Below are 13,453 nucleotides of genomic sequence, written 5' to 3'. Positions count from 1 at the left end.
AGGAGCCCATCATGCCAACCAACACCAACACCACCCCCACCGGCCTCTCCCGCCGGGAACTATGGGTCGACGCCAGGGATATCCAGAGCGGCGAGGGAGAGGAGGCTTTGAGCCCGGAGGAGTATGCACAGGCGCTTACTACCCGGGGGCGGGAGAAACTGGCTGAAAAGCAGCTGGTGCAGAGCTTTTCAGCACAGGTGCGCACGGAGGGCGCGGCCTATGAGTTTGGGAAGGATTATAAGCTGGGGGACAGGATAACGGTCAGCGACCGCAGGCTGGGGGTTACAGTGCAGGCGCTGGTGACTGCCGCTGAGTATACCGTGAGCCGGGAGGGGCGGGGGCTCTCCCTGACTCTCGGCTACAGCCAGCCCACAGTGTATGAAAAACTTGCTAGAAAGGAAGATAAATAATGGCAGTTTACGACGGCTTTTTCGACTTTGATGCCCAAGTGCTGGAGGCTACCGGCAAGTATGACAGGGAGTATAGCTCCAAAGACTTTACCGGGTACTATGGGGCGTTCATCGGCAGCGGCGTGTGCGTCTATAACAATCCCGACAGCATGAAGGTGAGTATAGAGGGCTCCACGGCCTGGATAGCCCGGGGATACCTATTTATAGACGGCTACTGGCTGGCAAACGTCCAGGGGCCTGAGGAGGACCCTGAGGCCTTCCGGGGCTATCAGGTCATCTTGCCGCCCACCGGCGAGTATGCGGTGGTGGCCCGCCTGGACCTTGCACGAAGGCTCATAGAGCTTACATACACCGAGAAGGCCGACAGCTATCCCAACTGTCTGGTGCTGGGCTATGCAAACCCCGGCGAGGGCACCGTTACCGACACCCGGGGGGATATAAGCGTCTGCGGCGAGATAGATGCCCTCGGCGCTCTTTCAGCGAAGGTGCAGTACGCTGTGAACTATATTGACAACGAGATTGAGGACCGGCTGAATCAGGCCCAGGAGCAGCTGAAGGCCCAGGAAGAGCGCCTGAACGCTGAAATAGCCAGGGTCTCCGCTCAGGTGGACAAGCTCACCCCTCCCGCCGTGGGCACTGTTAAGTTTACCGCAAGCCAGAATGTGGGCCCGGAGTGGCTGCGCTGTGACGGCAGGTTTATCAGCGAGGACGATTACCCGGAACTGGTGGCGGCACTGGGGAAGCACATTCCTAGCGGAGACAAATTTGAACTGATATCCAGCGGACAGGTGGGCAGGCAAATTACCAATGGAGCGATATATGACGGCAGGATGTGGACGTATTCGTATGCGGATAATAAGCTTTACGGAATAAACCTTGATGGTGGCTGGGATGTGAAGGAGATAACGCTTGAGAGCACAAACGTGAACTTCAGCTCCTTTATTACTCCGACTACGGAAAAACCGCTGTGCTTATCGATAGTCCCCCATCTGAAGGGCTACGGAGCAAAGCTCTTTTTGTCGCAGATAGTGGAAAGCGGCGGGAGCGCGACTGATTCAAGCAACTACGGCTGGATGCGTTATTGCCTGATATTTTGTGCGGAGTTTACTGGGACAGAAAGCAGTCTTGACATGGAGCCACCGTTTAAAGATATAAAAGTTAATGATGATCAACTGCAACAAGGGCACAAGGAATACTATTATTTTAACAATTCCATGGCGGTACCTTACGTTACTTCCTATATGTCAGGTGGGATTGAAATGTACACTATGTATGGGGGAGCTGAGCGGTCTACATACGGAAATTCGCACTCTTGCTTACTTTCATGGACGAATAATATTGAAACTCCTGCTGCTTCGGCGCAATCGGTTAATTCAGATTGGGCCATGTCTAGTAAACCAGATTTCCAAAGAGTAGCCTGTAGCCGAAAAAGTAAAGGTGAAGCCGTTGGTCAGTATATTAATGTAGTTAATTCAGCGCCAACCAATATATTTAACGGTAGCGGAAAATCCAATAATACATATGGGGCCTTAAGAAGGAGCTATGGGCCAATAAATGTAACAAGTGATAGGATAATGGTGTATTCGTTTGATACGAACGCATTCAATTATATAGATTTTAGCGCAAATGAATCAGGTGGAACATTGCCAACATTAAAACTCCCCTCTGGGGCTAGGGTATTCGTGGATGCGGGGGCGTATCTGTGGGGAAAAAATATTTTTATGTTCTTCGTGGGTACCGGCATCATCTTCTCCCGGACCCTTAGAGCTGGGGACTTCGGGTATCTGGACACTACGGCGGTTCTGGGGAACATAACTCAGTTTGGATATCTCGATTACTCTGAGGACGAGGGTACGCTTTACGTATTGGGGCAGGACACAGCCAATGAAGTGAAGCTGGCAAAAATAGTATTGAACACACTGTACGACTACGCCAACGACGGCGCATGGCTTCCTAACCTAGCCAGTGACGGCGTGCCAGCCTATATCAAGGCCAGAGAGCCGGATGAAAGTGAGGCGGTTTGATGGCGTTGAAGTATGGCCCTTGCCTAGGGCCCAGCTCGGCTAAGGACAGCGCGGGTGATATGTGCGAAAGCATATGGCAGCTTACCGGGGACGGCGTATGCATGAAGGGGAGCAGGTTAGAGGCCTCGGTTGAGGGGATGACGCTGACGCTGGGCAGCGGGTATGGCCTTGCGGCTGGGCGGTGGGTTGAGGCCGACGCGCCTTTGGAGCTTTCGATATCTCCCGGATGGTCCCACAGCGACAGACAGGACATAGCCGCTATACAGCTGGACAGGGAGGAGCGGCAGGCCAGACTTGTGGTAGTGGAGAATGCCGGAGACAGTCAGCTGCAGGGGAAACTGTACACTGTGCCACTGTACCGGCTAAGGATAAAGCGGGGAGCCACAAACCTGCTGCCGGGGGATATGACAGACCTGAGGGAGTATGTGCCAACCCTTGCAGGGCTGACCGTGGACGGCCTGCGGGCCTATGAGTTCACAAACGGCGGCATTGACAAGGAAGTTGACCGGATACTGGCATACGGCGAGCAGGTGATAGAAAAGGCCGGCAAAGCGGTGTCGGAGCTGGGTGCATATATCGAGCAGTCCGGGGCGGGGCCGGGGATAGGGGAGCTCAGCACAGGACTGAAAAGCCCAGGCGCGGGCTGGCTGCTGTGCAGCGGCGGGAATATCCCGGAAGAGTATAAGGAACTGCGGGACATGCTTGGAGAGTATCTGCCAAACATTACCCATGTAGACAGACGCTATGGGACATGGATATACGGAGGAGCCAATGTTTAAACTGTATGCAAAGAAGAATGAGCTGACTGTAAAGCAGCGGGAACAGCTAACCAGCGGCTCAGTAAATGTAAATGAAGCAGAGTTCACCTTCTCCCCGGACTGGGAGGGCCTTACAAAAACCGCAGTCTTCCGCGCGGGTGAGCTCACTCGGGAGCTCCGGCTGGACGATACTGCAAGGTGCGTGATTCCCTGGGAGGTGCTTAAGGCTTCGGAAGTGCCGGTTTATGCCGGGGTCTACGGCAGCGCAAACGGCGGGGAGATTGTGCTGCCCACTGTGTGGGCGCAGCTCGGCACGGTCCTTGAGGGAGCGTCTCCCGGGGAAGCCGCCAGATCGCCTACCCCGGACCTTTGGGAGCAGGAGCTTGCTAAAAAGCAGGACAAGCTCACCGGCGAGCCCGGGCAGATAGTGGGCTTTGACGAAGACGGAAACGCTGTCGCACAGGAAAATACCGGCGGCAGCGGGGGCGCAGGGACTCCGGGGCCACCAGGACCACCGGGCCCTCAGGGCGAGCCGGGAAAGGATGGCCCGCCTGGGCCGGAGGGTCCTCCCGGTAAGGATGGGGCCGACGGCAAAGACGGCGCTCCAGGGCCTCCCGGCGCAGACGGTAACCCTATTGGTACGGTTATAAGCTTCATGGGCAAAACTGCTCCTGACGGCTATCTTGTGTGCGATGGCGGTGAGTATGTAATCTCTGCTTATCCGAAGCTGGCGGGTTTTATTAAAGAACAGTTCAACAGCTTTGGATATTTCGGTGGGGATGGAGAGACCACGTTTGCCGTCCCTGACCTTAGAAACCTTTTCCTGAGAGGGTATCATGGCGAAGCCGAGGAAAAGCTTTCAGGAGAGATTGGTGAGAAGCAGGAAGGAACAACTTTTCCCAATATGGGGATTGGGGATGGTAATAACTGGAACGGAATAACTCCGGGAGGGATTGCCGTTTATCCCACCAATATCGATGAGTATTTGGAGATTTCAGATTTACCATTGTATTATCACGACGGTGCTCGTTATTGGAATACGGAACAACGTGCTCTTAGATTTACATCTCACCCTGTGAATGCGTCTGTTCTTTACTGCATCAAAGCCTTTGAGCCAAACAACCGTGGGGATGAATACTCGACGGAAGAATTAAAAATTGGAACATGGGTTGACGGAAAGCCGATTTATAGGAAACTTTACATATTTGAAGACTTTAGAATGCCTGGAATGTCGACTGTAACAGCCATCAATATTCCTATTGATGAAGTAGACACTCTTATAGATACGGAGTCTACATTTCAATACACCAGTGGCAAAATCCCGCTAAACAACTATCTTGGTTCTATATTCATCGAAAGCTCATCAATGAAGTTTAAGCAGAATTATTCGTCAAAAAATTGGACTGGAACGCTGTATGTTAGCTTGAAGTACACCAAAACCATAGACTAAGGAGGTCAAAACATGAAAATCAACTGGAAAGTCCGTATCAGAAACAAGGCATTTTGGCTGGCGCTGGTCCCGGCGGTATTGCTGCTGGTGCAGGCGGGGGCAGCGGTTTTCGGCTATAGCCTTGACTTTGGGGAGCTGGGGACCAGGCTGCTGGCCTTTGTAAACGCGGTATTCGCTGTCCTGGCTCTGCTGGGCATAGTCAACGACCCCACAACTGCCGGGGTGAAGGACAGCGCTCGGGCCCTTACATATGAGCGTCCCAAGGAGGGCTAGACTATGGGTGACTGCAGGGATAATTGCCCAGTAGCCGAGAAGGTCAACCGCCTTGAGGCTCAGCTTGACGAGTACCAGTCCCAGAATGCGGACAGCCACAGGGAGATTTACGGCAGGCTCAACACCCTCGAGCGCACCAGTGATGTGCAGAAGGCAAGGTTTGACGCTATTATGGAAAAGCTGGAGAGCCTGGGCAAGAACGTGGACGAGCTTAAAGGAAGGCCTGCCCGCCGCTGGGAGGCGGTGGTGGCTGCGGTTATCAGCGCCGTGGCGGGCGGGGTGGCGGTTTATTTGATGGCTGGGGGAAGGATTGGGTGATTGACTAATCCCCCGAAAAATGGTATTCTTTTAGGAAAGGAAGGATGTGTAAGATAAATGAGCGAAAAGAAAGTAAAGGCGCAAGAAAAAATCGATATCGGCACACCGGAGACCCTGGCATCCGAAATGTACAGGGAGCTCAAGAGGGCGAACATATTTAAAGAAAAAGTTATAATTTCCCTGTGCATTGTGATAGCTTTGCTTATCGTAAGTATGGCGGGCCTCAGTATCTACCATATCCATCAGTGGAGCCAGTTTGACTCCGTGGTGGTGGACACCGGCGAGGGAGGCGGCAATGCCAACTATGTGCAGGGGGACAACCAGGGAGGTATATTTAATGGCGAAGGTTACAGTACGCAGGCGCAAGAAGGGCAAGTCCAAGGGGACCAGGATAAAGCGTAAGTAGGTGGCGGCGGTGAATATCAAGACTGAATTCACCCGGCCCGAGTGCGAGAGATTCCGGGAGGTCTGCAATTTTACCGACGAGGAGCGGCAGGTATTTGATTTAAGGGTACAGGCCCGGTCGCTGGTGGAGATACAGCAGAGGCTCCATATGTCCGAGTCCACTGTAAACAGGCGCATACGAAATATAAAAAAGAAAATATATAAGGTCATGTGACATTTTTCTGACAGATAAGGGAGAGGAAATCGATAGGTTTCCTCTCCTTTTTTATGTGATAATATTCACACGAGGAGGACAGGGAAACAGACACGGCGAAGGCCGTATCAGCGCTGAAAGGCGGTTTTCTGTCCTCTGTTTTTATTTGGGAGGTAAGTTTTTATGGATACCAGAAAGGAAATCAAGAAGGACACTTCAGCCTGTCCCTGCGGGCGTGAGACCTGCTGCCCAGACTGCGGGCTTTGCGAAGGGAACAATGAGCTATCAGTTTCATAACCCAAACCCTCAGCGCAAACATGTGGGGGACTGTACTGTCCGGGCGGTATCAGCGGCCTTGGAACAGAGTTGGGAGGAGACCTTCACGGCCCTTTGCCTGCAGGGGTTTCTCATGTGCGATATGCCAAGCGCAAATCATGTCTGGGGAGCGTATTTAAGGGAGCAGGGCTTCAAGCGGCATATTATGCCGGATAACTGCCCGGACTGCTATACAGTGTTGGATTTTGCCAATGAGCACCCTGCCGGTACATATATACTTGCCCTTTCTGGGCACGTGGTATGTGTGAAGAATGGAAATTGGTATGACACTTGGGACAGCGGCATGGAGGTGCCACTTTACTATTGGTCGAAGGAGCGTTGACAATGAACTATCCAAATTTTTATCCGGGATATCAGGGCGGGTATTATACGCCCAATGTGCCGGACCAGCTGGCACAGCTGCGTCAGAGCCAGCAGATGCAAAGCCTGCAGCAGCCTCAGGGCCTACAGCCGCTGCCACAAATAGCACAGCCTGCCCAGCAATCTATTCAGGGTGGGGTGGGCGGAGCGCCGAATGGAATAATCTGGGTTTCAGGCAAACAGGAGGCCGATAGCTATTTTGTTGTCGCAAACAGCGCGGTGCCTTTGTGGGACACAAATAACCCGGTGATATATCTGCGTAAAGCTGACAGTACTGGTAAGCCCAGCACTATAGTCTACGACCTTGTGGAGAGAACAGACACACCTGTGCCTCAGCCTCAGGAGCAGGTGGATTTTACGAAGTTTGTCACATGGGACAAACTGGATGAGGTGCTTGCAGAACGGCTGAAAAAGCCCGCGAGGGCTCCAAAAACAAAGGAGGATATAGATAATGCCTAATCCGTTTAGGGAAGCTATGGGCGCTAATCAGGCCCAGACCGGCAGTACGCGAAATCTTGCCCCAAATCTTCTCCAGTTCATTCAGGGATTTAAGGGGAACCCTATCGAGGAAGTGCAGGGGAAGCTTCAGTCCGGGGAATGGTCCCAGGAGCAGTATAAGGAAGTCCGCAAAGCAGCAGAGCAGGTGGCCCAGAAGATGATGGGGTTTTTCCGCTGGTAGCGAGACAAGACAGCGCTTATGTCTACAAACGCGTGCGCACGCGGTAGAAATACATTTATAAAGGAGAATTACTTATGTCCCTTGGAACAGAAAACGGTCTGTCTGCGGCAGATATTGCTGCAGTGACTGACAGAAACAATGGTAACGGCTTTGGCGGGGGATTCCTTGGCGAATGGCTGATTGCCATAATTATGATGTTCATGTTCCCCATGATGTTCGGCGGCTTTGGCGGCGGCATGTGGGGTGGCATGGGCGGCTGGGGTAACGGCGGTATGATTGCCGCGGCTAATGGCGCTCTCACAAGGGCCGACCTGTGCAGCGAGTTCAATTTCAACGGCCTGGAGAACGCTGTGCGCGGTGTAACCCAGGGGCTGTGCGACGGCTTCTACGCCATGCAGAACAGTATCAACGGCCTGGGCATGAACGTCATGCAGTATTCTTATCAGGCAGAGAACGCCAATTCTCAGCGGCAGGCTGCGCTGATGCAGCAGCTGTGTAACCTGGGCTATCAGCAGAAGGATTGTTGCTGCGACACTCAGCGCTCCATTGACGGCGTGAAGTTTACCATCGCCCAGGAAGACTGCGCTACCCGTAATCTGATGCAGTCCAATACCCGCGACCTGATTGAGAACCAGAACGCCAACGCCCGGGCCATCCTGGATGCTCTGACCGCTCAGCGGCTGGAAGCCAAGGATGAGCGAATCGCGGAACAGGCCGCGAAGATTCAGGCGCTCCAGCTGTCCGCCTCTCAGGCCGCCCAGAACGCCGCATTGATGGCCGCTATGGACGCTAATAAGGCTGATATCCTGCGCCGCACCGGCAATGATTGCCCAATTCCAGCCTATGTTGTCCAGCCTCCGGCTCAGGTGACTTTCCCCACCAACTGCTGCGGTAACTTTAATGGTGGCTGGGGGAATACTTGTTCTGCATGTTAAGACAAAACTTCTTCTAAGTAAGGCTTAGATGTTCGGCCCCAAGAGCATAAATGCTCTGCCGATAATGCAACCAAAAGCGGCGGGGGTAGTGTACCCTCGCCGTTATACCGTTATACTATTAATTTAGATAGAAAGGAAGGATATTATGCCTGAATATACCGCTAACGCGCCACAGACGGTGCCTGCCGGTCAGAATGTCCTCTTGACAGAGACCCCCATTTCCTGCAATAGGGGATACGTATGCCACAGAGACGGCAGCGGCATTATTACCCTGAGGGGTATAACAAACCAGTGCCGCGCCCGCTACAGGGTAAGCGCCGACGGAAATATTGCGGTTGCCGCTGGAGGTACAGCCGGGGCTATCTCGGTCTCTCTGGCGATAACCGGTGAACCTCTGAACAGCGCGACGGCGATAGTAACACCCGCCGCCGTGGGCGACCTGTTTAACGTCCATGTGGAGGCAATTATAGACGTGCCAAAAGGGTGCTGCCTGACAATAGCCCTGGAGAACACCAGCACACAGGCAATTACGGCCCAGAATGTTAATGTGATAGTTGACCGCGTGGCCTGAAAGGAGAATCAATATGGAAAAACTATATGACATAAAGGATAAACTCTGCGAGGAGCTGGAAGAGTATGCCCGCAAGCAGGACTTGGGGGCAGGCGACCTGGAAGTAATACACAAGCTGACCGACACCATCAAGAATATCGACAAGATATGTATGCTTGAAGAGGGTGAGGGTTATAGTCAGACCGGGGCCTATGATGATGGCAGTAGCTATGCTAACCGCGGAAAGCACTGGGTAAGGGGCCATTATAGCAGCGGCGGTAACGGCAGAAGTAATACGCACCGGGACAACCGTGGAAGGTACAGCCGCACAGGGGGTTACAGCCGGGACGAAGGCCGCAGCGAGATGATGGAACACCTGGAGATGGCTATTGAGTCTGCTAATGAGCAGGACCGCGAGGTCATACAGCGCTTTATGCGCCAGCTGGAAAACGCCTGATAGGAGGGTCTGCCAGTGCTGGATATCAGAGAAATTGAATACTGGATATCCAGGTACGAGCAGGAGGCCAGCAAGCTGGAACATTGTGTAGCTCTGGCAGCGCTCTATGCCTGCCGGGATGAGATAGTGGGGAGCAAAGAACCGGCTTCCAAAGCGGCAGGGCTTCCGGTGCCTTATACTGCACCGGAGGAGCCTCTTGGCTTGTATGGTGACAGCGACTTTCTTCGCGCTGTGAGGGGCAAGGAGCCTGCAAAGGCCTGGGCGGTGATGGATGAGCTCATGGAGACCTTGCGGGTGGTGAACGGCAGGGCCTATCAGAGCGTTATGCGTAAAGTGAAAAACTTATGAACTACGACCCGCTTTTGCTTAGGCAAGGCGGGTTTTTACCATATATTAAATAACCTGTATGCTGACGAAGCCCGGTAAGAGCATTGAAGATAGTGCTCTTGCCCACGTTCGGGTTGCCGCAGAGGGCTATCACCCGGTCGGACTCCTGGTGCTTTCTTATCTCAAGCCCCTCCGGGGCCATGCTAGACGGCTCCATGTCGCACCGCCTTTTCTATTATAGGCGAGCCCGCGGATTCAATCCCGGGGATGGGCTCCACGGCAACGGTCCTGGCGTCGGACTTTCTGAGGGCTATTACAGCCCCCCTTATAAGGTATGCGCTGGGGTCACCGAGAGGGCTTTTATACAGGCACTGGACAATGGTGCCCTCAATCAGCCCAAGGTCCTGAAACCGGCGGCGCATGGACCCGCCCTCAGGCAGGGAGGCGACCCGGGCGCTCTGGCCTGGGGACAGGCTCTCCAGGGAAGGAGGCTTTATAGGTATCATATATAAATCAGCTCCTGATTTCTAGGTTTTGGGAATACTTCAATACTACTATATTCCGGCGGTACAAACCTGTTACAGACGGGCTTGCTTTTCCGGGGAAAGTATGGGATAATATACCTTAAAACAGCCCAAAGAGGAGGATAAAAATGAAGCTCTTAAAGGAATTCCGGGAGTTTATTTCCCGGGGAAATGTTATTGACATGGCTGTCGGCGTGATTATCGGCGGGGCCTTTACCGGGATAGTTAATTCGCTGGTGAACGACCTGTTTATGCCCCTGCTGGGCCTGCTCACCGGCGGGATGAACTTTGCCGCCCTTTCAGTACAGATAGGCCCGGGGGAGGAGGACGTGCTGCGCTACGGCGCATTTATCGCGGCGGTGATAAACTTCCTGCTGATAGCCCTGGTGCTGTTTTTGCTGATAAAGACCATAAACAGCCTGCGCCGCAAAAAGGAGGAAGCCCCCGCCCCGGTATCCACGAAGACCTGCCCCTACTGCAAAAGCGAGATTCACATCGACGCCGCCCGCTGTCCCCACTGCACCTCGGAGCTCCAAAAATAAGTGTTGCAGGTTTCTGATATTTGTGATAATATAGGTGCGGCGGTTTTTCAGCCGGCCAAATCATGAAATCAGGGAAGGTCATATAAATGAAGATAGTTATCGCCGGCGATGGCAAGGTGGGCTCGGCCCTCACGGTGCAGCTGGCAAAGGAAGGCCACGATGTGGTGGTCATTGATAACAACAAGCTGGTGCTGGAGGAGGCCCAGCAGTCCCTGGACATAAATGTTGTCCACGGCAACGGCGCTACTATCAAGACCCAGAACCAGGCGAATGTGGGCTCAAGCGACCTGCTCATTGCCGCCACCTCTATGGACGAGACCAACCTGCTGTGCTGTATCACCGCCCATAAGCTGGGCTGTGCCAACACCATAGCCAGGGTGCGCAACCCTGAATATTTCAGCCAGCTCTACGACTGGAAGGAAGAGCTTGGGCTCTCCATGATGATAAACCCGGAGCTGGCGGCTGCCAGCGAGATATATAGGCTCCTGCAGTTCCCCTCCTTTCTGAGGCGGGACTCCTTTGCAAAGGGCAGGGTGGAGATAGTTGAGGTGGAGCTCTCAGAGGACAGCCCCCTTGACGGCTGCAAGCTTATGGACTTTGACAAGAAGGTAAAGGTAAAGGTGCTGGTCTGCGCCGTCCAGCGGGGCAGCGAGGTCTATATCCCCGGCGGCGGCTTCCAGCTCCAGAAGGGGGACAGGCTCCACGTGACAGCCTCCTCCAGCAACCTTGCAAAGCTCCTTAGGAATATGGGAGTCTCACAGCGGAAGATAAAAGATGTAATGATAATTGGCGGCAGCCGCATAGGCTTCTATCTTGCCACCGAGCTTATAAAATCCGGGGTAGATGTGAAGCTGATAGAGAAGGACCCGGCCCGCTGCCAGGAGCTGTCTGAAAATCTGCCCAAGGCCACAATAATAAACGCCGACGGCTCCGACAGGAACATCCTGGATACAGAAGGGCTTGCCAAGACCGACGCGGTGGTGACCCTTACGGATTTCGACGAGGAGAACCTGATAATCTCCATGTACGCAAACTATCTCGGCACCTATAAGGTGATAACCAAGATAAACCGCACCGAGTTCAACGAGGTTCTGGTGGACAAGGGCATAGACTGCGCTGTGAGCCCCAAGGATCTATGCACCACGGACATTATGCGCTATGTCCGGGCCATGGGCAACAGGAGCGGCGGCACTGTGGCGACCCTTCACCGCATAGTGGAGGACAAGGTGGAAGCCTTGGAGTTCCAGGTGGGTAAGAACACCCCGCACCTGGGGGAGACCCTCCTAAAGCTCCGGCTTAAGCCCGGGACCCTTATCGCCTGTATTAACCGCCATGGCAGGACCATCATCCCCAGCGGCAGCGACTGCATAGAGGCCGGGGACACGGTGATTATAGTCGCCACCGCCGACCGGGCCATTAAGGACCTTCGGGATATCTTCCTGGACTAAGGGGGCGGGGCAATGAATTATAGGATGATACTGCGGCTTATCTGCTATATCCTTCGGGTGGAGGCGGTCTGCCTGCTGCCCTCGTTGGGCATATCCTTCTTCCAGGGGGAGACCGGCTCGGTCATAGGTGTTGCGGCGACCATAGTGCTGTCTGCCGTGCTCAGCCTTTCCTCGTTCCTGCTGCCTCCAAGCGACAGGCAGATAAGCGCCCGGGAGGGCTTTCTCAGCGTGGCCCTCTGCTGGGTGGTGGTGTCCCTTATAGGGGCGCTGCCCTTCTGTCTCAGCGGCGCGGTGCCAAGCTATATAGACTGCCTGTTTGAGACGGTCTCGGGCTTTACCACCACCGGGGCGAGTATACTGTCAGATATTGAGGCCCTCCCGATGGGGTTGCTGTACTGGCGCAGCTTTACCCACTGGCTGGGAGGCATGGGCGTGCTGGTATTTCTGCTGGCTGTAATCCCCATGGGCAAAGGGAAGAACTCCCTGCTGCACGTAATGCGGGCGGAGAGCCCCGGCCCCCAGGTTGACAAGCTGGTGCCAAAGCTCCAGGACAGCGCCAAGATACTCTATGCCATATATATCGGCCTGACAATATTGCAGATAGTGCTCCTGCTCCTTGGAGGTATGCCGGTTTTCGACAGCGTAACCACAGCCTTTGGCACGGCGGGCACCGGCGGCTTCGGTATTAAAGCCGACAGCCTTATGGGCTACAGCCATTACCTGCAGGGGGTCTGCACGGTGTTTATGGCCCTGTTTGGGGTGAATTTCAGCATATTCTATCTGCTGCTTCTCAGGCAGTTTATGAAGGTGCTGAAGAATCAGGAGATGCTTTTATATCTGGGCATTATGATAGGCAGCATTCTGGTGATTGCCTTTGACATCCTACCCCAGTACGTGAATATGGGCGAAGCCCTGCACCAGGCGGCCTTCCAGGTCTCTTCCGTGATGACCACCACAGGCTTTGCCACTGCCGACTTTAATGAGTGGCCTGCCCTCTCCAAGACCCTGCTGGTGCTCCTGATGTTCGTGGGAGCCTGCGCCGGGTCAACAGGAGGAGGCATGAAGGTGGCCCGGGTGCTCCTGCTGATGAAGGCCGGGCGGCGCAGTGTAAAGCGGATGCTCCGGCCCAGGTCCGTGTCCCAGGTGCATATGGACGGCGGGACGGTGTCAGAGGAGGTCATACAGAATACCTACAGCTATCTGGCGCTGTATATGGGCATAATGGTCCTCTCCGTATTCCTCATTGCCCTGGACGAGTTCTCCCTTGAGACAAACGCCACGGCGGTCATAGCCTGCCTTAACAATATCGGCCCGGGCCTTGACATGGTGGGTCCAATGGGCAACTACGCCGCCTTCTCCTGGCACAGCAAGCTGGTGCTGACCTTCGATATGCTTGCCGGAAGGCTGGAACTTTTCCCGATGATAATGTTGTTCGTGCCCCTGGCATGGAAGCGCACCTAAAGA

At 54.2% G+C, this 13,453-nt stretch carries 19 protein-coding genes and 1 pseudogene; 18 read left to right on the top strand and 2 right to left on the bottom strand.

The window, feature by feature from the left end:
- The first annotated feature begins 11 nt into the window (after positions 1 to 11).
- The 15 genes from D5270_RS10225 (at position 12) to D5270_RS10155 (ending at position 9,496) form a co-directional block, all read left to right on the top strand.
- A complete protein-coding gene (locus D5270_RS10225; protein WP_166544014.1) occupies positions 12 to 410 on the top strand; it encodes a Gp37-like protein in 399 nt (132 codons plus the stop codon).
- Positions 410 to 2,434 carry a hypothetical protein gene (locus D5270_RS10220; protein WP_166544013.1) on the top strand — a complete coding sequence of 675 codons (2,025 nt, stop codon included), beginning with the start codon at positions 410 to 412 and terminating at the stop codon, positions 2,432 to 2,434. Before D5270_RS10225 ends, D5270_RS10220 begins: the two co-directional genes overlap by 1 nt.
- The gene (locus D5270_RS10215) at positions 2,434 to 3,213 is read left to right on the top strand and encodes a hypothetical protein (protein ID WP_166544012.1); all 780 of its coding nucleotides are present in this window, start codon (positions 2,434 to 2,436) and stop codon (positions 3,211 to 3,213) included. Before D5270_RS10220 ends, D5270_RS10215 begins: the two co-directional genes overlap by 1 nt.
- Positions 3,206 to 4,642, top strand: coding sequence for a phage tail protein (locus D5270_RS10210; RefSeq protein ID WP_166544011.1), 1,437 nt, complete (start codon positions 3,206 to 3,208; stop codon positions 4,640 to 4,642). Before D5270_RS10215 ends, D5270_RS10210 begins: the two co-directional genes overlap by 8 nt.
- A 12-nt stretch (positions 4,643 to 4,654) precedes the next feature.
- Positions 4,655 to 4,915 (top strand): phage holin, encoded by a 261-nt coding sequence (locus D5270_RS10205; protein ID WP_166544010.1) that lies wholly within the window; start codon positions 4,655 to 4,657, stop codon positions 4,913 to 4,915.
- A gap of 3 nt (positions 4,916 to 4,918) precedes the next feature.
- Positions 4,919 to 5,233: a hypothetical protein gene (locus tag D5270_RS10200; RefSeq protein WP_166544009.1), complete on the top strand. Its 315-nt coding sequence runs from the start codon at positions 4,919 to 4,921 to the stop codon at positions 5,231 to 5,233.
- Between the two features lie 57 nt (positions 5,234 to 5,290).
- A complete protein-coding gene (locus tag D5270_RS10195; protein ID WP_166544008.1) occupies positions 5,291 to 5,635 on the top strand; it encodes a hypothetical protein in 345 nt (114 codons plus the stop codon).
- Between the two features lie 13 nt (positions 5,636 to 5,648).
- Positions 5,649 to 5,852, top strand: a complete 204-nt coding sequence (locus tag D5270_RS17125) for a sigma factor-like helix-turn-helix DNA-binding protein (RefSeq protein ID WP_166544007.1) — start codon at positions 5,649 to 5,651, stop codon at positions 5,850 to 5,852.
- Between the two features lie 256 nt (positions 5,853 to 6,108).
- Positions 6,109 to 6,489, top strand: a complete 381-nt coding sequence (locus tag D5270_RS10185; RefSeq protein ID WP_166544006.1) for a hypothetical protein — start codon at positions 6,109 to 6,111, stop codon at positions 6,487 to 6,489.
- A 2-nt stretch (positions 6,490 to 6,491) separates the two neighbouring features.
- The gene (locus D5270_RS10180; protein WP_166544005.1) at positions 6,492 to 6,986 is read left to right on the top strand and encodes a hypothetical protein; all 495 of its coding nucleotides are present in this window, start codon (positions 6,492 to 6,494) and stop codon (positions 6,984 to 6,986) included.
- On the top strand, positions 6,979 to 7,206 hold the full coding sequence (locus tag D5270_RS10175) for a hypothetical protein (RefSeq protein ID WP_166544004.1): 228 nt from the start codon (positions 6,979 to 6,981) through the stop codon (positions 7,204 to 7,206). The genes D5270_RS10180 and D5270_RS10175 overlap by 8 nt, the downstream gene beginning before the upstream one ends.
- Before the next feature lie 74 nt (positions 7,207 to 7,280).
- Positions 7,281 to 8,141, top strand: a complete 861-nt coding sequence (locus D5270_RS10170; RefSeq protein WP_166544003.1) for a hypothetical protein — start codon at positions 7,281 to 7,283, stop codon at positions 8,139 to 8,141.
- Between the two features lie 145 nt (positions 8,142 to 8,286).
- Complete coding sequence (locus D5270_RS10165) at positions 8,287 to 8,712, top strand: hypothetical protein (protein ID WP_166544002.1); 426 nt, start codon at positions 8,287 to 8,289, stop codon at positions 8,710 to 8,712.
- 13 nt (positions 8,713 to 8,725) lie between these two features.
- A complete protein-coding gene (locus D5270_RS10160) occupies positions 8,726 to 9,148 on the top strand; it encodes a hypothetical protein (protein ID WP_166544001.1) in 423 nt (140 codons plus the stop codon).
- Between the two features lie 15 nt (positions 9,149 to 9,163).
- Positions 9,164 to 9,496 (top strand): hypothetical protein, encoded by a 333-nt coding sequence (locus D5270_RS10155; RefSeq protein ID WP_166544000.1) that lies wholly within the window; start codon positions 9,164 to 9,166, stop codon positions 9,494 to 9,496.
- Between the two features lie 52 nt (positions 9,497 to 9,548).
- Here D5270_RS10155 and D5270_RS10150 read toward each other — a convergent pair.
- Positions 9,549 to 9,692, bottom strand: a pseudogene (locus D5270_RS10150) (FeoB small GTPase domain-containing protein); the annotation flags it as partial.
- The gene (locus tag D5270_RS10145) at positions 9,679 to 9,981 is read right to left on the bottom strand and encodes a FeoA family protein (protein WP_166543998.1); all 303 of its coding nucleotides are present in this window, start codon (positions 9,979 to 9,981) and stop codon (positions 9,679 to 9,681) included. The gene D5270_RS10145 and the pseudogene D5270_RS10150, both read right to left, overlap by 14 nt.
- Positions 9,982 to 10,127: 146 nt before the next feature.
- On the opposite strand from D5270_RS10145, the gene mscL reads away from it, so the two are divergent.
- From mscL to D5270_RS10130, 3 genes are all read left to right on the top strand, one after another.
- Complete coding sequence (gene mscL, locus D5270_RS10140) at positions 10,128 to 10,541, top strand: large-conductance mechanosensitive channel protein MscL (RefSeq protein ID WP_166543997.1); 414 nt, start codon at positions 10,128 to 10,130, stop codon at positions 10,539 to 10,541.
- Between the two features lie 86 nt (positions 10,542 to 10,627).
- On the top strand, positions 10,628 to 11,989 hold the full coding sequence (trkA, locus tag D5270_RS10135; protein ID WP_166543996.1) for a Trk system potassium transporter TrkA: 1,362 nt from the start codon (positions 10,628 to 10,630) through the stop codon (positions 11,987 to 11,989).
- A gap of 12 nt (positions 11,990 to 12,001) precedes the next feature.
- On the top strand, positions 12,002 to 13,450 hold the full coding sequence (locus D5270_RS10130; RefSeq protein ID WP_166543995.1) for a TrkH family potassium uptake protein: 1,449 nt from the start codon (positions 12,002 to 12,004) through the stop codon (positions 13,448 to 13,450).
- Positions 13,451 to 13,453: the final 3 nt, after the last annotated feature.

The organism is Acutalibacter sp. 1XD8-36, from assembly GCF_009917525.1.
Classification (GTDB): Bacteria; Bacillota; Clostridia; order Oscillospirales; family Acutalibacteraceae; genus Acutalibacter.
Note: the sequence above shows the minus strand (reverse complement) of the source record. Positions and strands in the feature narration are given on the sequence as shown.